Raw genomic sequence first — 21477 nt, forward strand, 5'->3', positions numbered from 1 at the left:
GCGCTCGCGACGCGAACGCTGGCGCGTTCGCTCCTAGTCGCGAGCGCCCATGAGGTGTTCGAGGGCGAGCTGCTGCAGACGCACGAAGCCGTACCCGTGTCCGCCGAAGTGGGCGTCGGCGTCGAAGTCCTCGTAGGAGGCGCGGTCGGCGAGCAGCTGCTCGTAGCCTTCGCCGTCGGAGAGGGTGTTCACCGAGAGTTCGGCGACCTGGCTGGCGACCAGGGCCTCCTGCACCTCGGGGTCGGCCCGGAAGGCCTGCGCGCGCTCCTTGAGCAACAGGTACATGCGCATGTTGGCTGCGGCGGACTCCCATACGCCGTCGATCGTCTCGGTGCGGGAGGGCTTGTAGTCGAAGTGGCGGGGGCCGTCGTAGGTCGGGCCGCCCTGGGGCGAGCCGTGCTCGAGCAGGTCGACGAGGGAGAACGCGTTCTGCAGGTCGCCATGGCCGAAGACGAGGTCCTGGTCGTACTTGATGCCGCGCTGACCGTTGAGGTCGATGTGGAAGAGCTTGCCCTGGTAGAGGGCCTGGGCGATGCCGGCCGTGAAGTTCAGCCCGGCCATCTGCTCGTGACCGACCTCGGGGTTCACTCCCGCCATCTCGGGGTGCTCGAGCGTCTCGATGAACGCGATCGCGTGACCGAGGGTCGGCAGCAGAATGTCGCCGCGGGGCTCGTTGGGCTTGGGCTCGATCGCGAAGCGCAGGTCGTAACCCTTGTCGAGCACGTACTGCGAGAGCATGTCGACGCCCTCTTTGTAGCGTGAGAGAGCAGCCTGCACGTCCTTCGCACTGTCGTACTCGGCGCCCTCGCGGCCGCCCCACATGACGAAGGTCTTCGCGCCGAGCTCGGCGGCGAGGTCGATGTTGCGCAGCACCTTGCGCAGGGCGAAGCGGCGGACGCCGCGGTCGTTCGAGGTGAAGCCGCCGTCCTTGAAGACGGGTGCGCTGAACAGGTTCGTGGTGACCATCGGCACGACGATGCCGGTCGCGTCGAGGGCGCCCTTCAGGCGGTCGATCTGCTTCTGGCGCTCGGCGTCGGTCGAGCCGAAGGCGAAGAGGTCGTCGTCGTGGAAGGTCAGGCCGTAGGCGCCGAGGCGATCGAGGTTCTCGACGGCCTCGACCACGTCGAGCTGCGGGCGGGTCGGGCCGCCGAAGGGGTCGGAGCCGTTGTAGCCGATCGTCCAGAGGCCGAACGAGAACTTGTCTTCGCGGGTGGGGGTGGTCGCCATGGTGTCTCCTCATCGTCGAGTGCGTTTGTTGCGAGTACGAACATATCCTCACCGGGTAGGCCTGGCAAGGGGGCGTCCGCGGCCGTCCCGGGATCGACGCCCCGGCGACGCGGTGCGGGACGACGGTCGTCGACCGGGCCGCTAGCCTCGGTCGAGAACCCAGGAGGCACGAGACGATGGCAGACCCCACGCCGGCGCCCACGGTGACGCCGTCCCCCTCGCCCGATCTCGGGGCGCGCTTCGACCGGGTACGTCGGGCCAACCTCGCGACCGTGCTCGCGCTCGTGCACGTCGACGGTCCCGCGTCACGGTCCGCCCTGACCCAGGCCACCGGACTCAACCGGTCGACCATCGCAGCCCTCGTCGGCGAACTGGTCGAGCTCGGGCTCGTCGTCGAGAGCGACCCCGTCGGCAGCAACAAGGTCGGGCGTCCAAGTCCGGTGGTGACGCCGAGTGCCCGGGTCGTCGCCCTGACCGTCAACCCCGAGGTCGACGCCGTCACGGTCGGTGTGGTCGGCCTCGACGGGGGCGTGCAGCACCGAGTGCGGCGCGAGACCGTCGACGTGCCGACGGCGTCCGACGCGGCCCGCGTCGCGGCCTCCGTGATCGCCGATCTCCGGGCCTCGAGATTGGCGTCCGGCGTACGGGTGGTCGGGGTCGGGGTCGCCGTGCCGGGCCTGGTCGACGCGGCCGGGGGAGTCGTCCGGCTCGCCCCGCACCTCGGGTGGGTCGACGAACCCTTCGCGGCGGTGCTGGCCTCGGCCACCGGCCTGCCCACCGAGGCGGCCAACGACGCGTCGCTCGGTGCCATCGCCGAGGGCCGCTTCGGGGCGGGCCGCGGGGTCGACGACCTGGTCTTCCTGAACGGCGGGGCCAGCGGAGTCGGCGGGGGTGTCCTCCTCGGCGGCCGACCCATGACCGGCGTCGGTGGTTACGCCGGCGAGATCGGCCACACCCTCGTCAACTCGGCCGGCCGGGTGTGCCATTGCGGAGCCGTCGGGTGCCTCGAGACCGAGGTCGGCCAGGCCCGGCTGCTCGCCGTCACCGGGCTCGACCGCGGCCAGGCCGACCGACTCGACGCGGCCCTCGCCGGCGCCGAGCCCGGTTCACCCGTGGCCGTCGAGGTCCGACGGCAGATCGATTTCCTGGCCGTCGCCCTGCGGGGCGTCGTCAATGCGTTCAACCCCGAGCTGATCGTGCTCGGGGGATTCCTGGGGTCCCTGCACGCGGCCGACCCCGACCGGCTGGTCGAGCGGGTCCGGTCTCAGTCCCTGCCCGGCGCCCGCGACGACGTCCGCATCGCCCGGGCCGCACTCGGCGCCGACCGTCTGACCATCGGTGCCGCCGAGCTCGCTTTCTCGTCGGTGCTGGCCGACCCCGCGTCGGCCGCCCGCGCCTCCTGACTCGGCCCGCGCCTCCTGACCCGGCCCGCGCCTCCTGCCGTCGTCCTCAGGCCGGCCGACGCGACCTCCGCCTCAGGCGTGCGTGTGCGGCTCGGAGTTCGCCCACACCGACGCCGCCGCGACGCCGGCCAGTTCGACGCTGCCGACCGCGCGGTCGTGGGCGTCGGTCAGCACGACCTGCAACGAGCCGGCGTAGTCGCGGCGCTCGCCGACGCGGACGTGCGCGCCGACCCGCAGGTCGAGCGAGCTGAGGTAGCGCAGCAGCTCGGGTTCGTCGTCCGAGACGCGGACGACGAAGCCGCACTCGCCCTCGACGAAGTCACCCAGCGGGTGGGCGGGAGGCCGCACGACCGTGCCGTCGGCCGCGGGGATCGGGTCGCCGTGCGGGTCGGCCGTCGGATGGCCGAGCTCGGCGTCGAACCGATCGAGCAGTCGGTCGCTGACCGCGTGCTCGAGCACCTCGGCCTCGTCGTGCACCTCGTCCCAGCCGTAGCCCAGGCGCTCGACCAGGTACGTCTCGATCAGGCGGTGGCGACGAACCATCGACACCGCGATCGCACGCCCCTCGTCACTCAGCGCGATGCGCCGGTAGGGCTCGTAGTCGAGGTAGCCGTCGCGGTCGAGCTTGCGCAGGTTGCCCGAGACGGTCGACGCGCTGACGCCGAGCGTGGCGGCGATCTCGTTGGTCGAGATGCCCGGGTCGGTGTCGACGTCGGCCCACTCCTCGGCCTTCCAGATGACCTTGAGGTAGTCCTCGGCCATGGTCGTGCGCGTGCTGGCCGGGTCGCTGGGCATGGTCCGATCCTAGGCGGCGCCTCCCGCGCCTCCCGGATCAGCCGCGCCGCGTGCCCGGCCTCAGGCGCGCGGCAACGACCCCAGGGCCTGAGCGGCCCGGTAGCGCTCGCCGACGGCGGGTCGCAGGTCGGGCTCGAAGGAGGCGCTGGTCGCGGCCGCCCAGGACGGTCGCGTCCCCGAGAGGGCCCAGCCCGCCTGCCGTGCCGCCCCGTCGGCGACGTACTCGCCCGGCTCGGGCACGACCACGGGCAGGTCGAACACCTGTCGGGCGACGGCCTGGACGGCGGGGTTGAGCGCAGCGCCGCCGACGAGGAGCACACGGGTGGCGTCGACACCCTGTCGGCGGACGGCGGCGGCGCCGTCGGACAGGGCCGACAGCATGCCCTCGACCGCGGCTCGGGCCAGGTTCTCGCGGGTCGAGCCGGCCAGGGTCAGGCCCGAGAGCGTCGCCGTGGCGTCGGGCAGGTCGGGGGTCCGCTCGCCCTCGAAGTAGGGCACGAGCGTGACGCCACCGGCGCCGGGCTCGGCGGCGAGGGCCAGTCGGGCCAGTTCGTCGTGGTCGACGCCGAGCAGCCCGCCGATCGACGACAGCACCCGGGCGGCGTTCAGCGTGGCGATCAGGGGCAGGTAGCCGCCCGCCGCGTCCGCGAAGCCGGCGACGGTGCCGCTCGGGTCGGTGACGGGCCGGTCGGTCACGGCGAAGGCCGTGCCGCTGGTGCCGATGCTGATGACGAGATCGCCGACCGTGGCGTCGAGACCGAGAGCCGCCCCGGCGTTGTCGCCCGCACCCGCGCCGATCACGATGCCCCCGGGGACCGTGCCGTTCGCGACCGTCGTCCCGGCCGTCCCGTCGGCCTGCAGCACCCGCGGGAGCACGACGAGCCCGTCCTGGCCCGGGGCGGCACCGGTCGCCTCGCGTCCGGCCCGGGCGAACGCGTGCTCGAAGAGGTCGAGGTCGTAGCCCTCGGCCGACGGGCTCCAGTACGAGGTGCCGCTGGCGTCCGAGCGGTCGGTGACCAGGGCGTCGAGGTCGGGCCCGAGCGGGCTCTCGTCCGACGGCCCGAAACCCAGGAGGCGCCAGGTGAGCCAGTCGTGCGGCAAGGCCACCGCAGCGACTCGCGCCGCGGCCTCGGGCTCGGCGTCGCGCAACCAGCGCAGCTTGGTCGCGGTGAACGAGGCGACGGGCACGGAGCCCGTGCGCCGGGACCAGGCATCTGCTCCGAGCTCGTCGATGAGGTCGCGGGCGGCCGGTGCGCTGCGGGTGTCGTTCCAGAGCAGGGCGTCGCGCACGACGCGTCCTTCGGCGTCGAGGGCGACGAGCCCGTGCTGCTGCCCGGCGATCGAGAGGGCCGCGACGTCGTCGAGCCCGCCGGCGTCCGCGATCGCCGCGAGCAGCGCCTCCCACCAGGCGGCGGGGGGCACCTCGGTGCCCTCGGGGTGCTTCGCCGCTCCCTGCCGGACGAGTCGCCCGCTCGCGAGGTCGCGGACGACGACCTTGCAGCTCTGCGTGGACGAGTCCACTCCGGCCACCAGGATCGTGGTGGGGGTCTGTTCGGTCGTCACGGGCAACTCCTCTTCGAGTCTCGGATCAGCGGCATCGGGGTGGGCGCGCTGGAGTGTTCAGGGGGCGGCTTCGAGCATCTCGATCAATGCCTGGGCCAGCGTAGTGTCCACGATCAGGTGCGTGACGAACCCGGCGCGGGCGGCGGCGACGACGGCCTCGGCTCGTCCGGCCCCGTGGGCGACGGCGATCACCTGTGGGGTCCGGGCCAGCTGGTCGAATCGGACGCCGATCAGTCTCTCGTCGAGCGACGTGTTCACGGGTCGTCCGCCGGCGTCGAAGAGTCGTCCCGAGATCTCGCCGACGGCCCCGGCCGCGTCGGCTTCGTCGCGATCGACCGTCCCGAGCTTCTCCCAGACGCTCGATTCCCCCTGCCGCCAGGCACCCACGGCTACCACGGCCAGGTCGAGGTGGTCGGCCCGGTCCAGGGCCTCGGCGATCTCGGGCTGCCGCATCAGGTCGCGCGCCGTCGAGGCCTTGTCGACGACCAACGGGGCGTGGATCGGCAACGTGGTGATCCCTGGTGACGCCCCCAGGGTGCCAATCACCTGGGGCAGCGTGCCGGACCCGACGACCTGCAGGGCGCCGGCCAGCTGGACGATCGTGCACGGGGGCAGATCGGGCATCGAACGGGCGGCGAGGTCCATGGTGCGCGACCACGAGATGCCCACGGTCGTCTGGGGGCGCAAGGTGTGGGTCAACGCGGCCATGACCGCCGTCCCGATGCGTTCGCCCGTCTGCTGGCCGGTCGTTCCCGTGACGTCGACCACCTGGACGCGGTCGATGCCGAGCAGTCGGGCGAGATCGTCGTCCCGCGACGGGCGACGCGGGTCGTGGATCTCTATCGAGACGACACCGTGGTCGCGGGCGGCCCGGAGCAACTTGGCCACCTGGAACCGGCTGAGGCCGAACTGCGCGGCGAGATCGACCTTGGAGCGGTCCTCGACGTAGTAGGCGCGGGCCAGGTCGGCCATCAGAATCCGCTGATCGCGATCGGGGCCGGGCACGTGACGCTCCATGGGTCTGCTTTCTCGAGGTGCCGCCATTCTGTCTCATCTGAGCCCCCTTGCACATCTGTTGAGGCCATGTCAGACTTCTGCACATCTGAGGAGGCGCGCTCATCTGAGCGACCCGAATCCGCCTCACCCGACGCACCGCTCGATCACGACCAATGGAGGTCCCGTGAGATCAGACAACCGAGCCAGCAAGCTCACGATCGCGATGTCGGTGGGCGTCGCAGCAGCCCTCGGGCTCAGCGCCTGCGGAGGGGCCGGCGGGACGTCGGCCTCCGGGGGCGACGAAGAGGTCAACGTGTTGATGGTCAACAACCCGCAGATGATCGACCTGCAGAAGCTGACCGCCGACTCGTTCACGAAAGACACCGGGATCAAGGTCAACTACACGGTCCTGCCCGAGAACGACGTGCGCGCCAAGATCAGCCAGGAGTTCTCGAGCCAGGCCGGCCAATACGACGTCGCCTCGCTCAGCAACTACGAGGTGCCGAGCTTCTCGGCGAACGGCTGGTTGAGCCCGCTCGACGACACCGTCGCCTCGTCCGACGAGTTCGACCAGGACGACATCCTCGAGCCGATGACCAAGGCTCTGACCGGAGCGGACGGCAAGCTCTACGCCGAGCCGTTCTACGGCGAGTCGTCGTTCCTGATGTACCGCACCGACGTCTTCGAGGCGGCGGGGCTCACGATGCCCGAGAATCCGACGTGGCAGGAGGTCGCCGACCTCGCCGCCCAGGTCGACGGGGTCGAACCCGGCATGAAGGGCATCTGCCTGCGCGGCCAGCCCGGCTGGGGTCAGATCTTCGCCCCGCTCACCACCGTCGTCAACACCTTCGGTGGCACCTGGTTCGACGAGGACTGGGACGCCCAGGTCGACAGCCCCGAGTTCACCGCTGCCGTCGACTTCTACGTGAAGCTCGTCCAGGACCACGGAGAGTCGGGTGCGCCGCAGGCCGGCTTCACGGAGTGCCTGAACAACCTGCAGCAGGGCAAGGTCGCCATGTGGTACGACGCCACGAGCGCCGCCGGAAGCCTCGAGGCGGACGACTCGCCCGTCAAGGGCAAGATCGGCTATGCCGCGGCCCCCGTGAAGGAGACCGACAGCTCGGGTTGGCTCTACACCTGGGCCTGGGGTATCCAGAAGGCCGGAGCGAACCAGGACGCGGCGGCGAAGTTCGTCGAGTGGGCATCGAGCAAGGAATACGAAGAACTCGTCGCCGAGAAGGTCGGCTGGTCGAGCGTGCCCGCCGGCAAGCGCGCTAGCACGTACGACAACGCCGAGTACCAGGCCGCCGCAGCGCCGTTCTACCAGCAGACCGAGGACGCGATCGTGAACGCCAAGGTCGACGACCCCGGCGTGCAGCCGCGTCCTGCCGCGGGCATCCAGTTCGTCGCCGTGCCCGAGTTCGCCGACATGGCCACCCAGGTCTCGCAAGACGTCAGCGCCGCGATCGCCGGTCAACAGACCGTCGAGGAGGCGCTGAGCACCGGGCAAGGACTGGCCGAGAAGGTCAGCGACAAGTACCAGGAGTAGCAATGACCGCCACCGTCGAAGCGCCTGCTCCCCACGAGCCTCGGCCCTCGGCCCCGGGCTTCCGCACCCCTCGTCGGGATGCGGCGGCCCTGGCCAGGGCCGGGGCGTGGGCCCGCCGGGCCCCTCTGCTGCCCGCACTGATCTTCGTGATCGCGGTCACTCAGGTGCCGTTCCTCATCACGATCATCGTGTCGTTCGTCAGCTGGAACTCGCTCTATCCGAACGACGTCGAGTTCGGTGGCGTGCAGAACTACGTCAACGTCTTCACCGACGCCAACATCCGCGCCTCGGTGCTGACCACGATCGTCCTGACCGTCACGGTCGTACTCGTGAGCCTCGTCCTCGGAATGGTCGTCGCGATGCTGCTCGACCGCAACTTCTTCGGACGTGGGGTGGTGCGGACGATCATGATCGCGCCGTTCCTGGTCGTGCCCGTCGCGGCGGCCCTGGTCTGGAAGCACGCGCTGTTCAATCCCGAGTACGGGTTGTTCAACGGCGCGTCGACCTGGTTCTTCGGTCTGTTCGGGGTGACGGCTCCTCAGCCCGACTGGATCACGAACACACCGCTGATCGCCGTCGAGGCGGCCCTCATCTGGCAGTGGACGCCGTTCATGATGCTGATCCTGTTGGCGGGTCTGCAAAGTCGCCCGCTCGACGTCATCGAGGCCGCCCGGGTGGACGGAGCGTCCGGGTGGCAGGTCTTCCGGTTCATGACCCTTCCGCACATGCGTCGTTACCTCGAGCTCGCCGCCCTGCTCGGCTCGATCTACATCGTGCAGAACTTCGACGCGGTCTTCACCATCACCTCGGGCGGGCTCGGCACGGCCAACCTGCCGTACACGATCTACCAGCAGTTCTTCCAGGCGCACGACTACGGCGCGGCCTCGGCCGCGGGTGTGGTCGTCGTGATCGGGACGATCGTCATCGCGACCTTCGCGCTGCGCAGCGTCTCCACTCTTCTCAAGGAGGAGAACCGATGACCGCACCCACCCTCGACCGGCCTTCGACCGCCACGACCCGACGATCCCGACCGACCCGCGCCTCCTCGGCTCCCGGTGCGATCGCCGGGCGCAGCCGGCGCGGTCGGGCGGGCGGGGCGCTGCTCGGCCTCGTCGCGTGGTTCGTCGGCCTCGCGTTCTTCGCGCCCGTCGCGTGGATGGTGCTGACCAGCCTGCACAGTGAGACCGACGCGGCCACGAACCCGCCGTCGGTCCTCGCACCGCTGACGCTCGACGGTTACGCGAACTTCTTCGGGGCCGGCTCGGGCGCCAGCCCGTGGCCGCCGCTGATCAACAGCGCGTCGGCGTCCATCCTGTCGACCCTGCTCGTGCTCGTGCTGGCTCTGCCGGCCGCGTACGCGTTGAGCATCCGGCCGGTGCAGAAGTGGTCCGACGTGATGTTCTTCTTCCTGTCGACGAAGATGCTGCCGATGGTCGCCGGCCTGCTGCCGGTCTACCTGATCGCGTCCCGCATCGGCGCGCTGGACAGCATCGGACTGCTGGTCGTGCTCTACACGTCGATGAACCTGCCCATCGCCATCTGGATGCTGAGGTCGTTCCTGTCCGAGATCCCCGTCGAGATCCTCGAGGCCGCCGCGATCGACGGGGCCAGCCTGCCCTCGATCTTCCGACGGATCATCGTGCCGATCTCGGGGCCGGGGCTGGCCGCCACGGCTCTGATCTGCTTCATCTTCAGTTGGAACGAGTTGCTGTTCGCGAGCGTGCTGACCAGCACGCAGGCGTTCACCGCGCCGGTGTTCCTCACGAGCTTCGTCACCAGCCAAGGGCTGTTCCTCGCCCAGGTCTGCGCCGCGGCCGTCGCCGTGTCGTTCCCGGTGCTCGTCGCCGGGTTCGCCGCGCAGGACAAGCTCGTGCAGGGACTCTCGCTCGGTGCCGTCAAGTGACCCGCGCCGCCTCGTCGTCGCCGACACACCGTCGGCTCCGCCCGCCACGTCCGCACCACGTCAGGAGAAACCCATGACCGACACCCACGCTCCCGCCACACCCGTCGTGCTCTCGCCCGACACCCTCGACGCCGTCGCCGCCACCGGTGTGGCGGTGCCCGGCTACGACCGGACCGGTCTGACGGTCGGCATCGTGCACTTCGGTGTCGGCGGGTTCCATCGGGCGCACCAAGCGATGGTGATCGATCGGCTGTTGGCCGAGGGCGAGGCCCGCGACTTCGCCATCTGCGGTGTCGGCGTGCTCGAGCAGGATCGCCGCATGAAAGAGGTGATGGACGCCCAGGGTGGCCTCTACACCCTCGTGCTGAAGCACCCCGACGGTCGGCGCGAAGCTCGGGTGATCGGGAGCGTCGTCGAGTACCTGCTCGCGGTCGACGACCCCGAGGGTGTCGTCGAGAAGATGGCCTCGCCCGAGACGAAGATCGTGTCGTTGACCGTCACCGAGGGTGGCTACAACTTCCACCACGTGACGGGCGAGTTCGACGAGACGAACCCCGCCGTGCGCGCCGATCTCGAGGCGGTCGCGGCGGGTCGGTCGCCGCACACCACCTTCGGGCTCGTGACGGCCGCCCTGCAGCGTCGACGGGAGCGCGGGCTCGAACCGTTCACCGTGATGTCCTGCGACAACATCCCGGGCAACGGGCACGTCGCCAAGAAGATGTTCTCGGCCTACGCCGAGCTGGTCGACTCCGCGTTCGCCGCGTGGATGCGGACGACCGTGTCGTTCCCGAACTGTATGGTCGACCGCATCACGCCCGTGACGAGCGACGAGGACCGGGCCGAGGTGCGCGACGGGCTCGGCATCGCCGATGCGTGGCCCGTGGTCGCCGAACCCTTCTTCCAGTGGGTGCTCGAGGACGACTTCCCGCTCGGTCGGCCGCCATACGAGCGAGCCGACGTGCAGCTCGTCGACGACGTCGAGCCGTACGAGTTCATGAAGCTGCGCCTGCTCAACGCCAGCCACCAGGGCCTGTGCTACTACGGGTACCTGTCGGGCTACCGCTACGCCCACGAGGCGACCACCGACCCGGCGATCGCGGGATTCCTGCGCGACTACATGGACCTCGAGGCCACTCCCACGTTGTCCGAGGTGCCCGGCATCGACCTCGACGACTACAAGGCGACGTTGATCGAACGGTTCCAGAACCCCGAGGTGCGCGACACCCTGGCCCGTCTCTGCGCCGAGTCGAGCGACCGCATCCCCAAGTGGTTGCTGCCGGTCGTACGCGAGAACCTCGCCTCCGACGGCGACGTGCGGCGGTCGGCGGCGATCGTGGCGAGTTGGGCCCGGTACGCCGAGGCCGTCGACGAGCAGGGCGACCCGATCACCATCGTCGACCGTCTGGCGGACCGGCTGACCGCGGCGGCGGTGACCCAGCGTGACGACCGGCTCGCGTTCCTCCGTGATCGCGAGGTGTTCGGCGACCTCGTCGACGACGAGCGCTTCACCTCCGCCTACCTCGACGCCCTCGAGGGGCTGATCGCCGACGGCGCCCACGCGACGGTCGAACGACTCGCGGCGCTGCCCCGCGACTGAGGCGCGACCCCAGGAGGTGCGGTGCCGGTCCCCGAGACCGGCGCCGCGCCTCCTCGGTTTCGCGTGCCGTGCCCGCCCCTCCGGGCGGCCCGGAGCGGCCAGCCGGTAGACTCAAGTGCACCTCACCCGGTGCGTTCCCCCGACGTGAGGAGAAACCCATGCCAGCAGTGGTGATCATCGGAGCCCAGTGGGGCGACGAGGGCAAGGGCAAGGCCACCGACCTGTTGTCGAGCCGCATCGACTACGTCGTCAAGTTCAACGGCGGCAACAACGCCGGCCACACGGTCGTGATCGGCGACCAGAAGTACGCGCTGCACCTGCTGCCCTCGGGCATCCTCTCGCCGGGCGTCACGCCCGTCATCGGCAACGGTGTCGTGGTCGACATCGAGGTGCTCTTCGACGAGCTCGACGCGCTGATCGCCCGGGGCATCGACGTGTCCCGGCTGCGGGTCAGCGCGAACGCACACGTCATCACGCACTACCACCGGACGCTCGACAAGGTGACCGAGCGGTTCCTCGGCAAGCGTCAGATCGGCACCACCGGTCGGGGCATCGGGCCGACCTACGCCGACAAGATCAACCGTGTCGGCATCCGCGTGCAGGACATCTTCGACGAGGGCATCCTCCGGCAGAAGGTCGAGGCCGCCCTCGACCAGAAGAACCACCTGCTGGTCAAGATCTACAACCGTCGCGCGATCGAGGTCGACGAGGTCGTCGAGTCGCTGCTCTCGTACGCCGAGCGGCTGAAGCCGATGGTGGCCGACACGGCGCTCGAGATCCACCAGGCGCTCGAGGCCGGCAAGACCGTGCTCTTCGAGGCCGGTCAGGCCACGATGCTCGACGTCGACCACGGCACCTACCCCTTCGTCACGTCGTCCTCCGCGACCGCAGGTGGCGCCTCGACCGGTTCGGGTATCGGCCCGGGTCGCATCGAGCGTGTGATCGGCATCGTCAAGGCGTACACGACCCGGGTCGGTGCCGGCCCGTTCCCGACCGAGCTGTTCGACGCCTCGGGTGAATTCCTCCGGGCCAACGGCTTCGAGTTCGGCACGACCACCGGCCGCCCCCGCCGGTGCGGCTGGTACGACGCGCCCATCGCTCGCTACACGGCCCGCATCAACGGCGTCACCGACTTCGTGCTCACCAAGCTCGACGTGCTGACCGGCCTCGAGACGATCCCCGTGTGCGTGGCGTACGACGTCGACGGCGTCCGTCACGACGAGGTGCCGGTCTCGCAGAGCGACTTCCACCACGCGACGCCGATCTACGAAGAGTTCCCCGGCTGGTCCGAGGACATCACCGGCGCGCGCTCCTTCGACGACCTGCCGAAGGCCGCCCAGGACTATGTGCTCGCCGTCGAGGCCATGAGCGGTGCGCGCATCTCGGCGATCGGTGTCGGTCCGGGCCGGGACGCCATCGTGCAGCGTCACGATCTGCTGGGCTGAGCCTCGTTACCACACTCACCCGCCACTGAGCCAACTCCCAGAATCTAGGTATGGTCTTCTCCTCATGACACTCGACATCGCCTACACCGCCATCGCCCACGCCACCGGCGGGGGTCGAGACGGCCACGTCCGCAGCGAAGACGACCGACTCGACTTCGACACGCGTCCGCCCAAAGAACTCGGCGGCTCCGGCGAGGGCACCAACCCCGAGCAGCTGTTCGCGGCGGGCTTCGCCGCCTGCTTCCTCAGTGCCATGCACGGCGCCGGCAAGAAGCTCGGCGTCGACACGACCGGGGCCGAGGTCTCGGCGAGCGTCGGCATCGGGGGCAACGGCGAGGGCGGGTTCGGCCTCGCCGTCGAACTCGACATCTACACGCCCAACGTCGAGGCCGAGCGCCGTCAAGAGCTGGCCGACGCGGCACACCACGTGTGCCCGTACTCGAACGCCACACGAGGCAACGTCGAGGTCACGCTGACGCTGGTCGACTGACCCGCGCCGTCGACCGCGCCGGGCCGGCCCGCGTGGCGACACGGTCGTCGAGGAGGCGCGTCCTGCGAGAGCGGGACGCGCCTCCTTCGTCCGTCGGCGGCCCCGTCGGCGGGGTCGCCGATAGGGTCGGTGCATGGCACTCGACAGTCCTCTCGGGGCGGACAGCCCCCTCAGCTCAGCCGACCAGGGCGCGATCGACGAGCTCGCCGGCATCCGGCAGAGCATCGACAACATCGACGCCGCACTCGTGCACATGCTCGCGGAGCGGTTCAAGTACACCCAGTCCGTCGGCCTGCTGAAGGCGGCGGCGGGAATGCCCGCGAGCGACCCCGAACGGGAGCGCGTGCAGATCCAACGCCTGCGCCGCCTGGCAGAGGAGGCCCGGCTCGACCCGGCCTTCGCGGAATCGTTCCTGAACTTCATCGTCGCCGAGGTGATCCACCACCACGAGCGCATCGCCGCGGGCGACGACCCCGGCGCGAGCCGGCCGTGAGCGTCGCCGGGGCCGTCGCTCCCCACAGGTTGTACGTCGGGTCGTACACCGCCGTCAGCGGTGGCCACGGCACCGGCATCACCGTCCTCGAGAGGTCGCGTGCCGACGGCCGGTGGCAGGCCGGTCAGGTCGTCGAGGCCGACGACCCGTCGTTCCTCGTCGTCACCGAGGGGGCCCTGCACGCCGTCGCCGAGACGAACGAGGGCCGCGTCCTCTCGTACACGATCGCTGCGGGCCGCCTGGTCGAGGCCGGTGTGGCGGCCTCCGGCGGCGCCTCGCCCTGCCACATCGCGCACGACCCGGCCTCGAACTCCCTGCTCGTCGCGAACTACGTCGGCGGGACCTTCGGCGTGCTCAGCTCGGAGGCCACCGATCCCGCCCGTGTCACCTCGACCGTGGCGCTCCCTGCGGGTTCCGGCCCCGTCAGCGAGCGCCAGGGCGGACCGCACGCCCACCAGATCGTCGCCACCCCGTGGGGAACGCACCTGGTCAGCGACCTCGGCGCCGACCGGCTGATCGAGATCTCCGTCGACACGGTCACGCTCGAGCCGTCGATCCTGGCCGTGCACCCCCTGCCCCCGGGCTCGGGTCCGCGCCACCTGGCCTGGCTCGGTGACGACCTGCTCGTCCTGGGCGAGCTCGACGCCCGTCTCTACGTCCTGAGGCGTGAGGGTGACGCACTCGTGATCCCGTACTCGGTGGCGGTCGTCGAGGGAGAGGCGGGCGAGCGGGGCGACCTGCCGTCGCACCTGGCCGTGCACGGGTCGCGGGTCTACGTCGCCACACGCGGTCGCGACACGATCAGCGTGCTCGAGGCCTCGGTCGACGCCGAGGGCACGTCCGACGGTGGCGAGTCCTCACGGCTGCGCCTGGTCGGCCAGGCGCCCTGCGGCGGCGAGTGGCCCCGCCACTTCGCGATCGCCGACGGCCTGCTCTACTGCGCCAACCAGGGCTCCGACACCGTCTCGGTGCTTCCCCTCGACGAGGTGACCGGCCTGCCCGGCGCTCCCGTCGACCTGTTCACGCTCGGCAGTCCGGCCTGCATCGTCGCCGTCTGATCCTCGAGACACCGGGGCCGTCGGGGCCCTGGTCGCTCCCGGGGGCTCGCCGGCTCGTCGGGGGGCGACCGGCGGCGAGCGCAGGAGGCGCGGGTCAGCCGCGAGGCACGAGCCGTTGCAGCACGGCGATGACGTCGTCGATCGACGTGTCGTGGCGAGGGTCGCCGTCCGAGTCCACCGGCGAGAACGGGCGGGGCGTGAAGTAGAGCCCGTCGGACACGAGCGACACGACCCGGGCGACGGCGGGGTCGCCGACGGCGTCGAGCACGACCTGGTGCCAGCGGGACTGCATGGTGGTGAGGGCCTCCAGTGCCCGGGGGTGGCGTCCACTGGACGCGAGATTCGAGACGGCGGTGATGCAGCGGTCGAGGGGGTCGTCGGCCGGGATGGCCGCGGGTGACGACGTCCGGACGAAGTAGTCGACGACGCCCTCCGGTGCACTCGTCATGGCGGCGACGTCGTCGTCGAGCAGGGCGGTGAGGCGGTCGACCAGGCCGTCGACCAGGGCTTCACGGGTGGGGAAGTGATACAGCAGCCCGCCCTTCGAGACGCCGGCGGCCGCGGCCACGGCGTCGAAGGTCGCCGCGCGCTCCCCGTCGTCGACGACGAGCGTCTCGAACGTGTCGAGCATCGATTCCCGGGCTGACGGTCGAGGACTCATTCTGTTACTGTACCGTCTGGACGGTGTAACTGTACCGTCCGGACGGTTGGTGCCCCGCCTCCCGCTCTCGTCCGAGCCACCGCCGAGCGGCGGTGCGGGCGCCACCGAACGATCATCGCCACCCGACCTCGAGAGAGCGCCATGACCCGCCCCGCACCCGTGCCGACCGCGACCCCGACCGGCGTTCCGCCCCGCGCGGGGCGACGACAGTGGGCCGCGTTGGTCGTGCTGATGCTGCCGGTGCTGCTCGTCTCGGTCGACAACACGGTTCTGAGCTTCGCGCTGCCCGAGATCTCGACCGCCTTGCAGCCGAGCGCCGCCGGGCAGCTCTGGATCGTCGACGTCTACTCGCTCGTCCTCGCCGGGCTGCTCGTGGCCATGGGGTCCATGGGCGACCGGTTTGGTCGGCGCAAGCTGTTGCTGATCGGGGCGAGCGGTTTCGCCGTGGTGTCGGTGCTCGCGGCGTTCTCGTCGAGCGCCGAGCAGCTCATCGCGGCGCGGGCCGTGCTGGGCTTCTTCGGCGCGATGATCATGCCGGCGACCCTCTCGCTGCTGCGCAGCACCTTCCTCGACCGCGAGCAGCGCCGACTCGCGATCGCCGTCTGGGCCTCGGGCTTCGCCGCCGGGTCGGCACTCGGCCCCGTCGTCGGCGGCGTCCTCCTCGAGCACTTCGCCTGGGGCTCGGTGTTCCTCATCGCCGTGCCGGTGCTCGTGCCGCTGCTGATCGCCGGGCCGTTGCTGCTCACCGAGAGCCGCGATCCCGCCCCGGGCCCCGCCGACCCGCTCTCGGTGCTGCTGTCGCTCGCGGCGATGGCCCCGGTCGTGGCGGCGATCAAGCTGCTGGCGACCGACGGCCTGGTCTGGCCCGTCGCGGTGCTGACCGTGGTCGGCGTGGGCTCGGGGTGGGCGTTCGTCCGGCGTCAGCTCGGCCGACCGCGGCCGCTGCTCGACGTCCGGCTCTTCACGAACCCGGTGTTCGCGGGCTCGGTGATGGTGAACCTGCTCGCCGTCGTGGCGCTCGTGGCCTTCCTGTTCTTCACCACCCAGCACCTCCAGCTCGTGGTCGGACTGCGCCCGTTGCAGGCCGCGCTCACGCTGGTGCCCGGTCTCGTCGTGATGATCCTGGCCGGCCTCGGGGTCGTCCGGGTCGTCCGCTGGCTGCGCCCGCGCACCATCGTCGCGATCGGTCTCGCCTCGGCCGCCCTCGCCTACGGCGCCGTCTTCGCCACCGGCGCGGGCGCGCCCGTCGTCGTGTTCGTCGTGGCGTTCGCCTTCGTCGGCCTGGGCGTCGGTGCCGCCGAGACCATCTCGAACGACCTGATCATCGCGGCCGTCCCCGCGAACCGGGCCGGGGCCGCCTCGGCGGTGTCCGAGACGGCCTACGAGGTCGGTGCGGTGCTCGGCACCGCGGTGCTCGGCAGCATGTTGACCGCCATCTACCGGGGAGCGCTCGTGGTCCCCGCAGGCGTGCCCGCAGAAGCCGGCGAAGCCGCCCGCGAGACGCTGGGAGGCGCGGTGGCGGTCTCCGACGGGCTGCCCGGCTCGCTCGCCGGGCCGCTGCTGACCGCTGCCACCGACGCGTTCGACCAGGGCCTCGTCGTCACGGCCGGGGTCGGAGCACTGGTCATGGTCGCCGCGGTGGTGGTCGCCCTCACGACCCTCCGCCGCGCCTCCTCGGCCGACTGAGGCCACGCGTCGCACCGGTCCACCCCGGCGCGGGTGGACCGGCCCGGCCACCCGGCCCGCGCGACGGTCGTGCCCACGGGTAAAGTGTGGCGAGCCCCCCGAGACGCCAGGAGAACCATGCCCCGCACCGTCAGACTCGCCGCGATCCCCGGAGACGGCATCGGCCCCGAGGTCGTCGCCGAGGCGCTCAAGGTGCTCGAGGTCGCGGCAGGAGACGACGCGAGGTTCGACGTGACGACCTTCTCGTTGGGCGCGACGCGCTACCTCGAGACGGGTGACGTCCTGACCGACGACGACCTGTCGGCCGTGGCGTCCCACGACGCGATCCTGCTCGGTGCGGTGGGCGGCGACCCGCGAGACCCCCGGCTCGCCGGTGGCATCATCGAGCGCGGACTGTTGCTCAGGTTGCGTTTCGCCCTCGACCACTACGTCAACCTGCGGCCCACCAAGGTCCACCCCGGCGTACCGTCGCCGCTCTCCTCGCCCGGCGAGGTCGACTTCGTCGTCGTCCGAGAGGGCACCGAGGGCCCCTACGTCGGCAACGGCGGCGCCTTGCGCCAGGGCACGCCCCACGAGATCGCGAACGAGGTCAGCGTCAACACGGCCTACGGCGTCGAGCGCGTGGTGCGGTTCGCCTTCGAGAAGGCCCGTGGCCGTCGCGGACGCCTGACCCTGGTGCACAAGACCAACGTGCTCGTCTTCTCGGGCAGCCTCTGGCAGCGGATCGTCGATGCCGTCGCGGCCGAGTACCCCGACGTCACCGTCGACTACCAGCACGTCGACGCGGCCACCATCCACCTGGTCGTGGACCCGTCCCGCTTCGACGTCATCGTCACCGACAACCTCTTCGGCGACATCCTCACCGACCTCGCCGGTGCCATCAGCGGCGGCATCGGCCTGGCGGCCTCGGGCAACGTCAACCCCGACGGGGCCTTCCCGAGCATGTTCGAGCCCGTGCACGGCTCGGCGCCCGACATCGCCGGGCAGCAGAAGGCCGACCCCACGGCGGCGATCCTCTCCGTCGCGCTGCTGCTCGATCATCTCGGCCTGGCCGAGGCGGCCGCCCGTGTCACCCGGGCCGTCGAAGACGACATCGCCGACCGCGCGGGGCGCGAAGCGTCCGTGCCCGCCCGACGCACCGCCGAGATCGGCTCGGCGATCGCCGACCGCGTGCGCACCCTGTCCCCGTCTGCCTCCGCCTGAAGGGCATCATGACCACTACAGACAACGCCCCGGCCCCGACCGACGACTCGGCCGACTTCCCGCTGCAATTCGAGCTGACGCCGTCCGAGACGGCTCGCGACGACGCCGAACGCGAGACGATCCTCAGCGACCCCGGCTTCGGCAAGCACTTCACCGACCACATGGTCACCATCGAGTGGACCCTCGCCGACGGCTGGCACGCGGCATCCGTCCATCCGTACGGCCCGCTCCAGCTCGACCCGTCGGCGTCGGTGTTGCACTACGCGCAAGAGATCTTCGAGGGGATGAAGGCCTACCGGCACGCCGACGGCTCGGTCTGGTCCTTCCGCCCGGACGCCAACGGTCGTCGCCTGCAGCGCTCGGCCCGCCGTCTGGCCCTGCCCGAGTTGAGCACCGACGACTTCGTCGAGTCCGTCCGGCAGCTCGTGCGAGCCGATCTCGGATGGGTGCCGTCAGCGCCCGAGACGAGCCTCTACCTGCGACCGTTCATGATCGCCACCGAGGCCTTCCTCGGGGTCCGGGCCGCCCACGAGGTGTCGTACCACGTCATCGCGAGCCCGGCAGGTGCCTACTTCAGCGGCGGTGTCTCTCCCGTGTCGATCTGGCTGACCACGAACTACGCCCGTGCCGGCAAGGGCGGTACCGGCGCTGCGAAGACCGGCGGCAACTACGCCTCGTCGCTGCTGCCGCAGCAAGAGGCCTACGAGAACGGCTGCCAGCAGGTGCTGTTCCTCGACTCGTCCGAGAGCAACTACATCGAAGAGCTCGGCGGAATGAACGTCGTGCTCGTCAAGAAGGACGGCACCCTCGTCACGCCTGACAGCGACTCGATCCTCGAGGGCATCACGCGCGACTCGATCCTCGAGCTGGCCGAGGCGCGCGGGCACCGTGTCGAGCGTCGCCGCGTGACGATCGACGAATGGCGCGACGGCGTCGAGTCCGGTGACATCGTCGAGGTCTTCGCCTGCGGCACGGCGGCGGTCGTCGTCCCCATCGCCGAGCTCAAGGGCGAGGGCATCCACATCGGCTCGCCTGCCGCGTCCGGCGGAGAACTGACCATGTCGCTGCGCGAAGAGCTCACCGACATCCAGTACGGGCGCCGTCCCGACGTCCACGGTTGGATGACTAGGCTCGACGCGTGAAGATCGCCCGTTTCGCCACGCCCGGAGAAGACCCCCGCTACGGCATCGTCGACGAGCGCGAGCTCATCGTCCTCGCCGGCGACCCGATGTACAGCGGATACGAGACGACGGGCGAGCGGGTGTCCCTGCGCCAGGCCAAGCTGCTCGCGCCGGTGATCCCGCGCTCCAAGGTCGTGGGGGTCGGCCTCAACTACCAGGACCACGCCGACGAACTCGGCCAGTCAGCGCCCGAGGCGCCCATCCTGTTCCTCAAGCCCAACACGACGGTCATCGGCTTCGGCGACTCGATCCAGCTGCCGCCCGATGTCGGTCGCGTCGACTTCGAGGGTGAACTCGCGATCGTCATCGGTTCGATCGCCAAGCGGGTCAAGGCCGAGGACTACCAGGACGTCGTGTTCGGCTACACCGTGGCGAACGACGTCACGGCCCGCGACGTGCAGAACGCCGACGGGCAGTGGACCAGGGCCAAGGGCTACGACACGTTCCTGCCGCTCGGGCCCTACATCGAGAACGAGTTCGACTGGGCCGACGCGACGATCGAGACCCGGGTCGACGGCGAGGTCATGCAGCGGGAGTCGACGATGCAGATGATCCACAAGATCCCCGAACTCATCGAGTACGTCACCGACGTGTTCACCCTGCTGCCCGGCGACGTCATCCTGACCGGCACGCCCGCCGGCATCGGTCCCTTCACGTCGGGCCAGACCGTCGAGGTCGCGATCTCGGGCCTCGGCTCGCTGATCAACCCCGCCAAGAACCGGGTCTAGGCCGGCGGTGAGTCCCGCCACCGTCGATGCGCCTCCGCGTGCGCGTCCGGTGCCGGGGCTCGTCGTCGCCGGAGCCGCCTACGCGGTGGCCTGGTGCCTGCACCTCGTGCTGCCGGCGGTCCCCGTCCTGACGTGGTGCGTCCTGCTGGGCATCGCCGTGGCGCAGGTCCGGCCCCTCCGTCCGCTGCTCGACGGCAGCTGGAAACCCGGGCTGACCCTCGCGGCCAAGCGCCTCCTGCGCATCGGTGTCGTGTTGCTCGGTCTCCAACTCAGCCTGGTGGACGTCGCCGGGCTCGGCTGGGTGACGATCCTCGTGGTGATCGCGATCCTCGCGACGACCTTCGGGGTCACGTATCTGCTGGGCCGGTGGGCCCGACTACCCGGTGACCAACCCCTCCTGCTCGCGGCCGGCTTCTCGATCTGTGGTGCCTCGGCCATCGGCGCCATGAGCGCCGTCACCCGCGACCGCGGCAAGGACGCCGCGACTCCCGTCGCCCTCGTCACGTTGTTCGGAACCCTCGCGATCGCCGTCCTTCCGCTGGTCGGAGGGTGGGTCGGTCTGACCGACCTCGAGTTCGGGGCCTGGGTGGGGGCGAGCGTGCACGACGTCGGGCAGGTGGTGGCCACCGCCCAGACCGCAGGAGCCGCCGCCCTGGCGATCGCGGTGGTCGTCAAGCTCACCCGGGTGCTGATGCTCGCGCCGATCGTGGCGCTGACGTCGTCCGTCATCCGTCGTCGGGACGGCGGTACCGGTGTTCGGCCCCCGATCCTCCCCCTCTTCGTCGCGGGCTTCGCCGTCGCGGTCCTCGTCCGCACGCTGATCCCGGTTCCGGAGGCGGTGCTCGCGACCGCGGGCACCGCCCAGTCGGTCCTGCTCGGACTCGCGCTCGTCGGCCTGGGGTCGGGTATCCGACTCGAGCGTCTCGTCCGCACGGGCGCGCGGGCCTTCTTCGTGGGTCTGACGTCGTGGATCGTCATCGCCTCGGTGTCCTTGGGAGCCGTCCTCGTGCTGCCCCTGGGGTGAGAAGCCCGTACTTCCGGGGATCTCGACCGCGACACGCCCGGGATGCACGGAGGTTTGGTCACACCCGTCAGGACGTGTGTAAAGTAATCACTCGTCACCCCAAAGGTGCGGCGGAGCGAAGCTCCTCCGGCCCTCAAGCGGGACCAACTTCCAAGTCCTCGAGTTGCTTCACAGCCTCGGACCAAGCGAGTTGCGAACACTGAGCAAGATGATGTAGAGTTACGGCTCGTTCCGCAAGGGACTTCGGCACGGTCTCGACATCGTCGATCAGTGCAAAAGGTTACAGAACTGCCCAGGGCAAAAGTCTTCCAAGACTCGGACCCTGGTGCGTTTGGTCCTTGAGAACTCAACAGCGTGCACATTGTCAAATGCCAAATTATACCCTGGCATTGCTTGTGGCTTCATCTTTTGGTGGGGTTGTGAGTGGTGTTTAGGTTTCTTTGAGATTGATGGACAACAACAATCGTCAGATTGT

At 70.4% G+C, this 21477-nt stretch carries 19 protein-coding genes; 14 read left to right on the forward strand and 5 right to left on the reverse strand.

The genetic code is table 11. From position 1 onward, the window contains the following. Positions 1–33: 33 nt before the first annotated feature. A complete protein-coding gene (gene xylA, locus HRF36_RS14985; RefSeq protein WP_173211285.1) occupies positions 34–1227 on the reverse strand; it encodes a xylose isomerase in 1194 nt (397 codons plus the stop codon). Positions 1228–1403: 176 nt separating this feature from the next. Between xylA and HRF36_RS14990 the strand changes: the two genes are divergently transcribed. Then, positions 1404–2630, forward strand: a complete 1227-nt coding sequence (locus HRF36_RS14990) for an ROK family protein (protein ID WP_173211287.1) — start codon at positions 1404–1406, stop codon at positions 2628–2630. A 72-nt stretch (positions 2631–2702) separates the two neighbouring features. Here the strand turns inward: HRF36_RS14990 and HRF36_RS14995 are convergent, their stop codons facing one another. The 3 genes from HRF36_RS14995 to HRF36_RS15005 are packed head-to-tail and all read right to left on the reverse strand — an operon-like array spanning position 2703 to position 5993. Then, a complete protein-coding gene (locus HRF36_RS14995) occupies positions 2703–3425 on the reverse strand; it encodes a metal-dependent transcriptional regulator (RefSeq protein WP_173211289.1) in 723 nt (240 codons plus the stop codon). Positions 3426–3485: 60 nt separating this feature from the next. Next, on the reverse strand, positions 3486–4988 hold the full coding sequence (locus HRF36_RS15000) for an FGGY family carbohydrate kinase (protein WP_371740218.1): 1503 nt from the start codon (positions 4986–4988) through the stop codon (positions 3486–3488). A gap of 57 nt (positions 4989–5045) precedes the next feature. Beyond that, a complete protein-coding gene (locus HRF36_RS15005; RefSeq protein WP_173211291.1) occupies positions 5046–5993 on the reverse strand; it encodes a sugar-binding domain-containing protein in 948 nt (315 codons plus the stop codon). 175 nt (positions 5994–6168) lie between these two features. Here HRF36_RS15005 and HRF36_RS15010 point away from each other — a divergent pair, with 175 nt between their 5' ends. The 8 genes from HRF36_RS15010 (at position 6169) to HRF36_RS15045 (ending at position 14519) form a co-directional block, all read left to right on the forward strand. After that, positions 6169–7533, forward strand: coding sequence for a sugar ABC transporter substrate-binding protein (locus HRF36_RS15010; RefSeq protein WP_371740219.1), 1365 nt, complete (start codon positions 6169–6171; stop codon positions 7531–7533). Between the two features lie 2 nt (positions 7534–7535). Then, positions 7536–8513 carry a carbohydrate ABC transporter permease gene (locus HRF36_RS15015; protein ID WP_173211293.1) on the forward strand — a complete coding sequence of 326 codons (978 nt, stop codon included), beginning with the start codon at positions 7536–7538 and terminating at the stop codon, positions 8511–8513. Next, complete coding sequence (locus HRF36_RS15020; RefSeq protein ID WP_173211295.1) at positions 8510–9436, forward strand: carbohydrate ABC transporter permease; 927 nt, start codon at positions 8510–8512, stop codon at positions 9434–9436. The genes HRF36_RS15015 and HRF36_RS15020 overlap by 4 nt, the downstream gene beginning before the upstream one ends. 73 nt (positions 9437–9509) lie before the next feature. Then, entirely contained in the window at positions 9510–11033 is a 1524-nt protein-coding gene (locus HRF36_RS15025) for a mannitol dehydrogenase family protein (protein WP_173211297.1), read from the forward strand. A gap of 158 nt (positions 11034–11191) precedes the next feature. Next, the gene (locus HRF36_RS15030) at positions 11192–12478 is read left to right on the forward strand and encodes an adenylosuccinate synthase (protein ID WP_173211299.1); all 1287 of its coding nucleotides are present in this window, start codon (positions 11192–11194) and stop codon (positions 12476–12478) included. 64 nt (positions 12479–12542) lie between these two features. Continuing rightward, a complete protein-coding gene (locus HRF36_RS15035; RefSeq protein WP_056260670.1) occupies positions 12543–12968 on the forward strand; it encodes an organic hydroperoxide resistance protein in 426 nt (141 codons plus the stop codon). Between the two features lie 133 nt (positions 12969–13101). Next, complete coding sequence (locus tag HRF36_RS15040; protein WP_173211301.1) at positions 13102–13461, forward strand: chorismate mutase; 360 nt, start codon at positions 13102–13104, stop codon at positions 13459–13461. Continuing rightward, positions 13458–14519: a beta-propeller fold lactonase family protein gene (locus tag HRF36_RS15045; RefSeq protein ID WP_173211303.1), complete on the forward strand. Its 1062-nt coding sequence runs from the start codon at positions 13458–13460 to the stop codon at positions 14517–14519. Before HRF36_RS15040 ends, HRF36_RS15045 begins: the two co-directional genes overlap by 4 nt. Before the next feature lie 94 nt (positions 14520–14613). Here the strand turns inward: HRF36_RS15045 and HRF36_RS15050 are convergent, their stop codons facing one another. Next, entirely contained in the window at positions 14614–15180 is a 567-nt protein-coding gene (locus tag HRF36_RS15050; RefSeq protein WP_254281387.1) for a TetR/AcrR family transcriptional regulator, read from the reverse strand. A 141-nt stretch (positions 15181–15321) separates the two neighbouring features. Between HRF36_RS15050 and HRF36_RS15055 the strand changes: the two genes are divergently transcribed. From HRF36_RS15055 to HRF36_RS15075, 5 genes are all read left to right on the forward strand, one after another. Beyond that, positions 15322–16866: an MFS transporter gene (locus HRF36_RS15055; protein ID WP_173211305.1), complete on the forward strand. Its 1545-nt coding sequence runs from the start codon at positions 15322–15324 to the stop codon at positions 16864–16866. 117 nt (positions 16867–16983) lie between these two features. Further along, the gene (locus tag HRF36_RS15060) at positions 16984–18069 is read left to right on the forward strand and encodes a 3-isopropylmalate dehydrogenase (RefSeq protein ID WP_173211306.1); all 1086 of its coding nucleotides are present in this window, start codon (positions 16984–16986) and stop codon (positions 18067–18069) included. 8 nt (positions 18070–18077) lie between these two features. Beyond that, a complete protein-coding gene (locus HRF36_RS15065; RefSeq protein ID WP_173211308.1) occupies positions 18078–19211 on the forward strand; it encodes a branched-chain amino acid aminotransferase in 1134 nt (377 codons plus the stop codon). Next, positions 19208–19978, forward strand: coding sequence for a fumarylacetoacetate hydrolase family protein (locus HRF36_RS15070; protein ID WP_123520381.1), 771 nt, complete (start codon positions 19208–19210; stop codon positions 19976–19978). Before HRF36_RS15065 ends, HRF36_RS15070 begins: the two co-directional genes overlap by 4 nt. A gap of 7 nt (positions 19979–19985) precedes the next feature. Continuing rightward, positions 19986–21002, forward strand: a complete 1017-nt coding sequence (locus HRF36_RS15075) for a putative sulfate exporter family transporter (protein ID WP_173211310.1) — start codon at positions 19986–19988, stop codon at positions 21000–21002. Positions 21003–21477 lie beyond the last annotated feature (475 nt).

It is taken from the genome of Frigoribacterium sp. VKM Ac-2836 (assembly GCF_013248995.1).
In the GTDB taxonomy this organism is placed as follows: domain Bacteria; phylum Actinomycetota; class Actinomycetes; order Actinomycetales; family Microbacteriaceae; genus Frigoribacterium.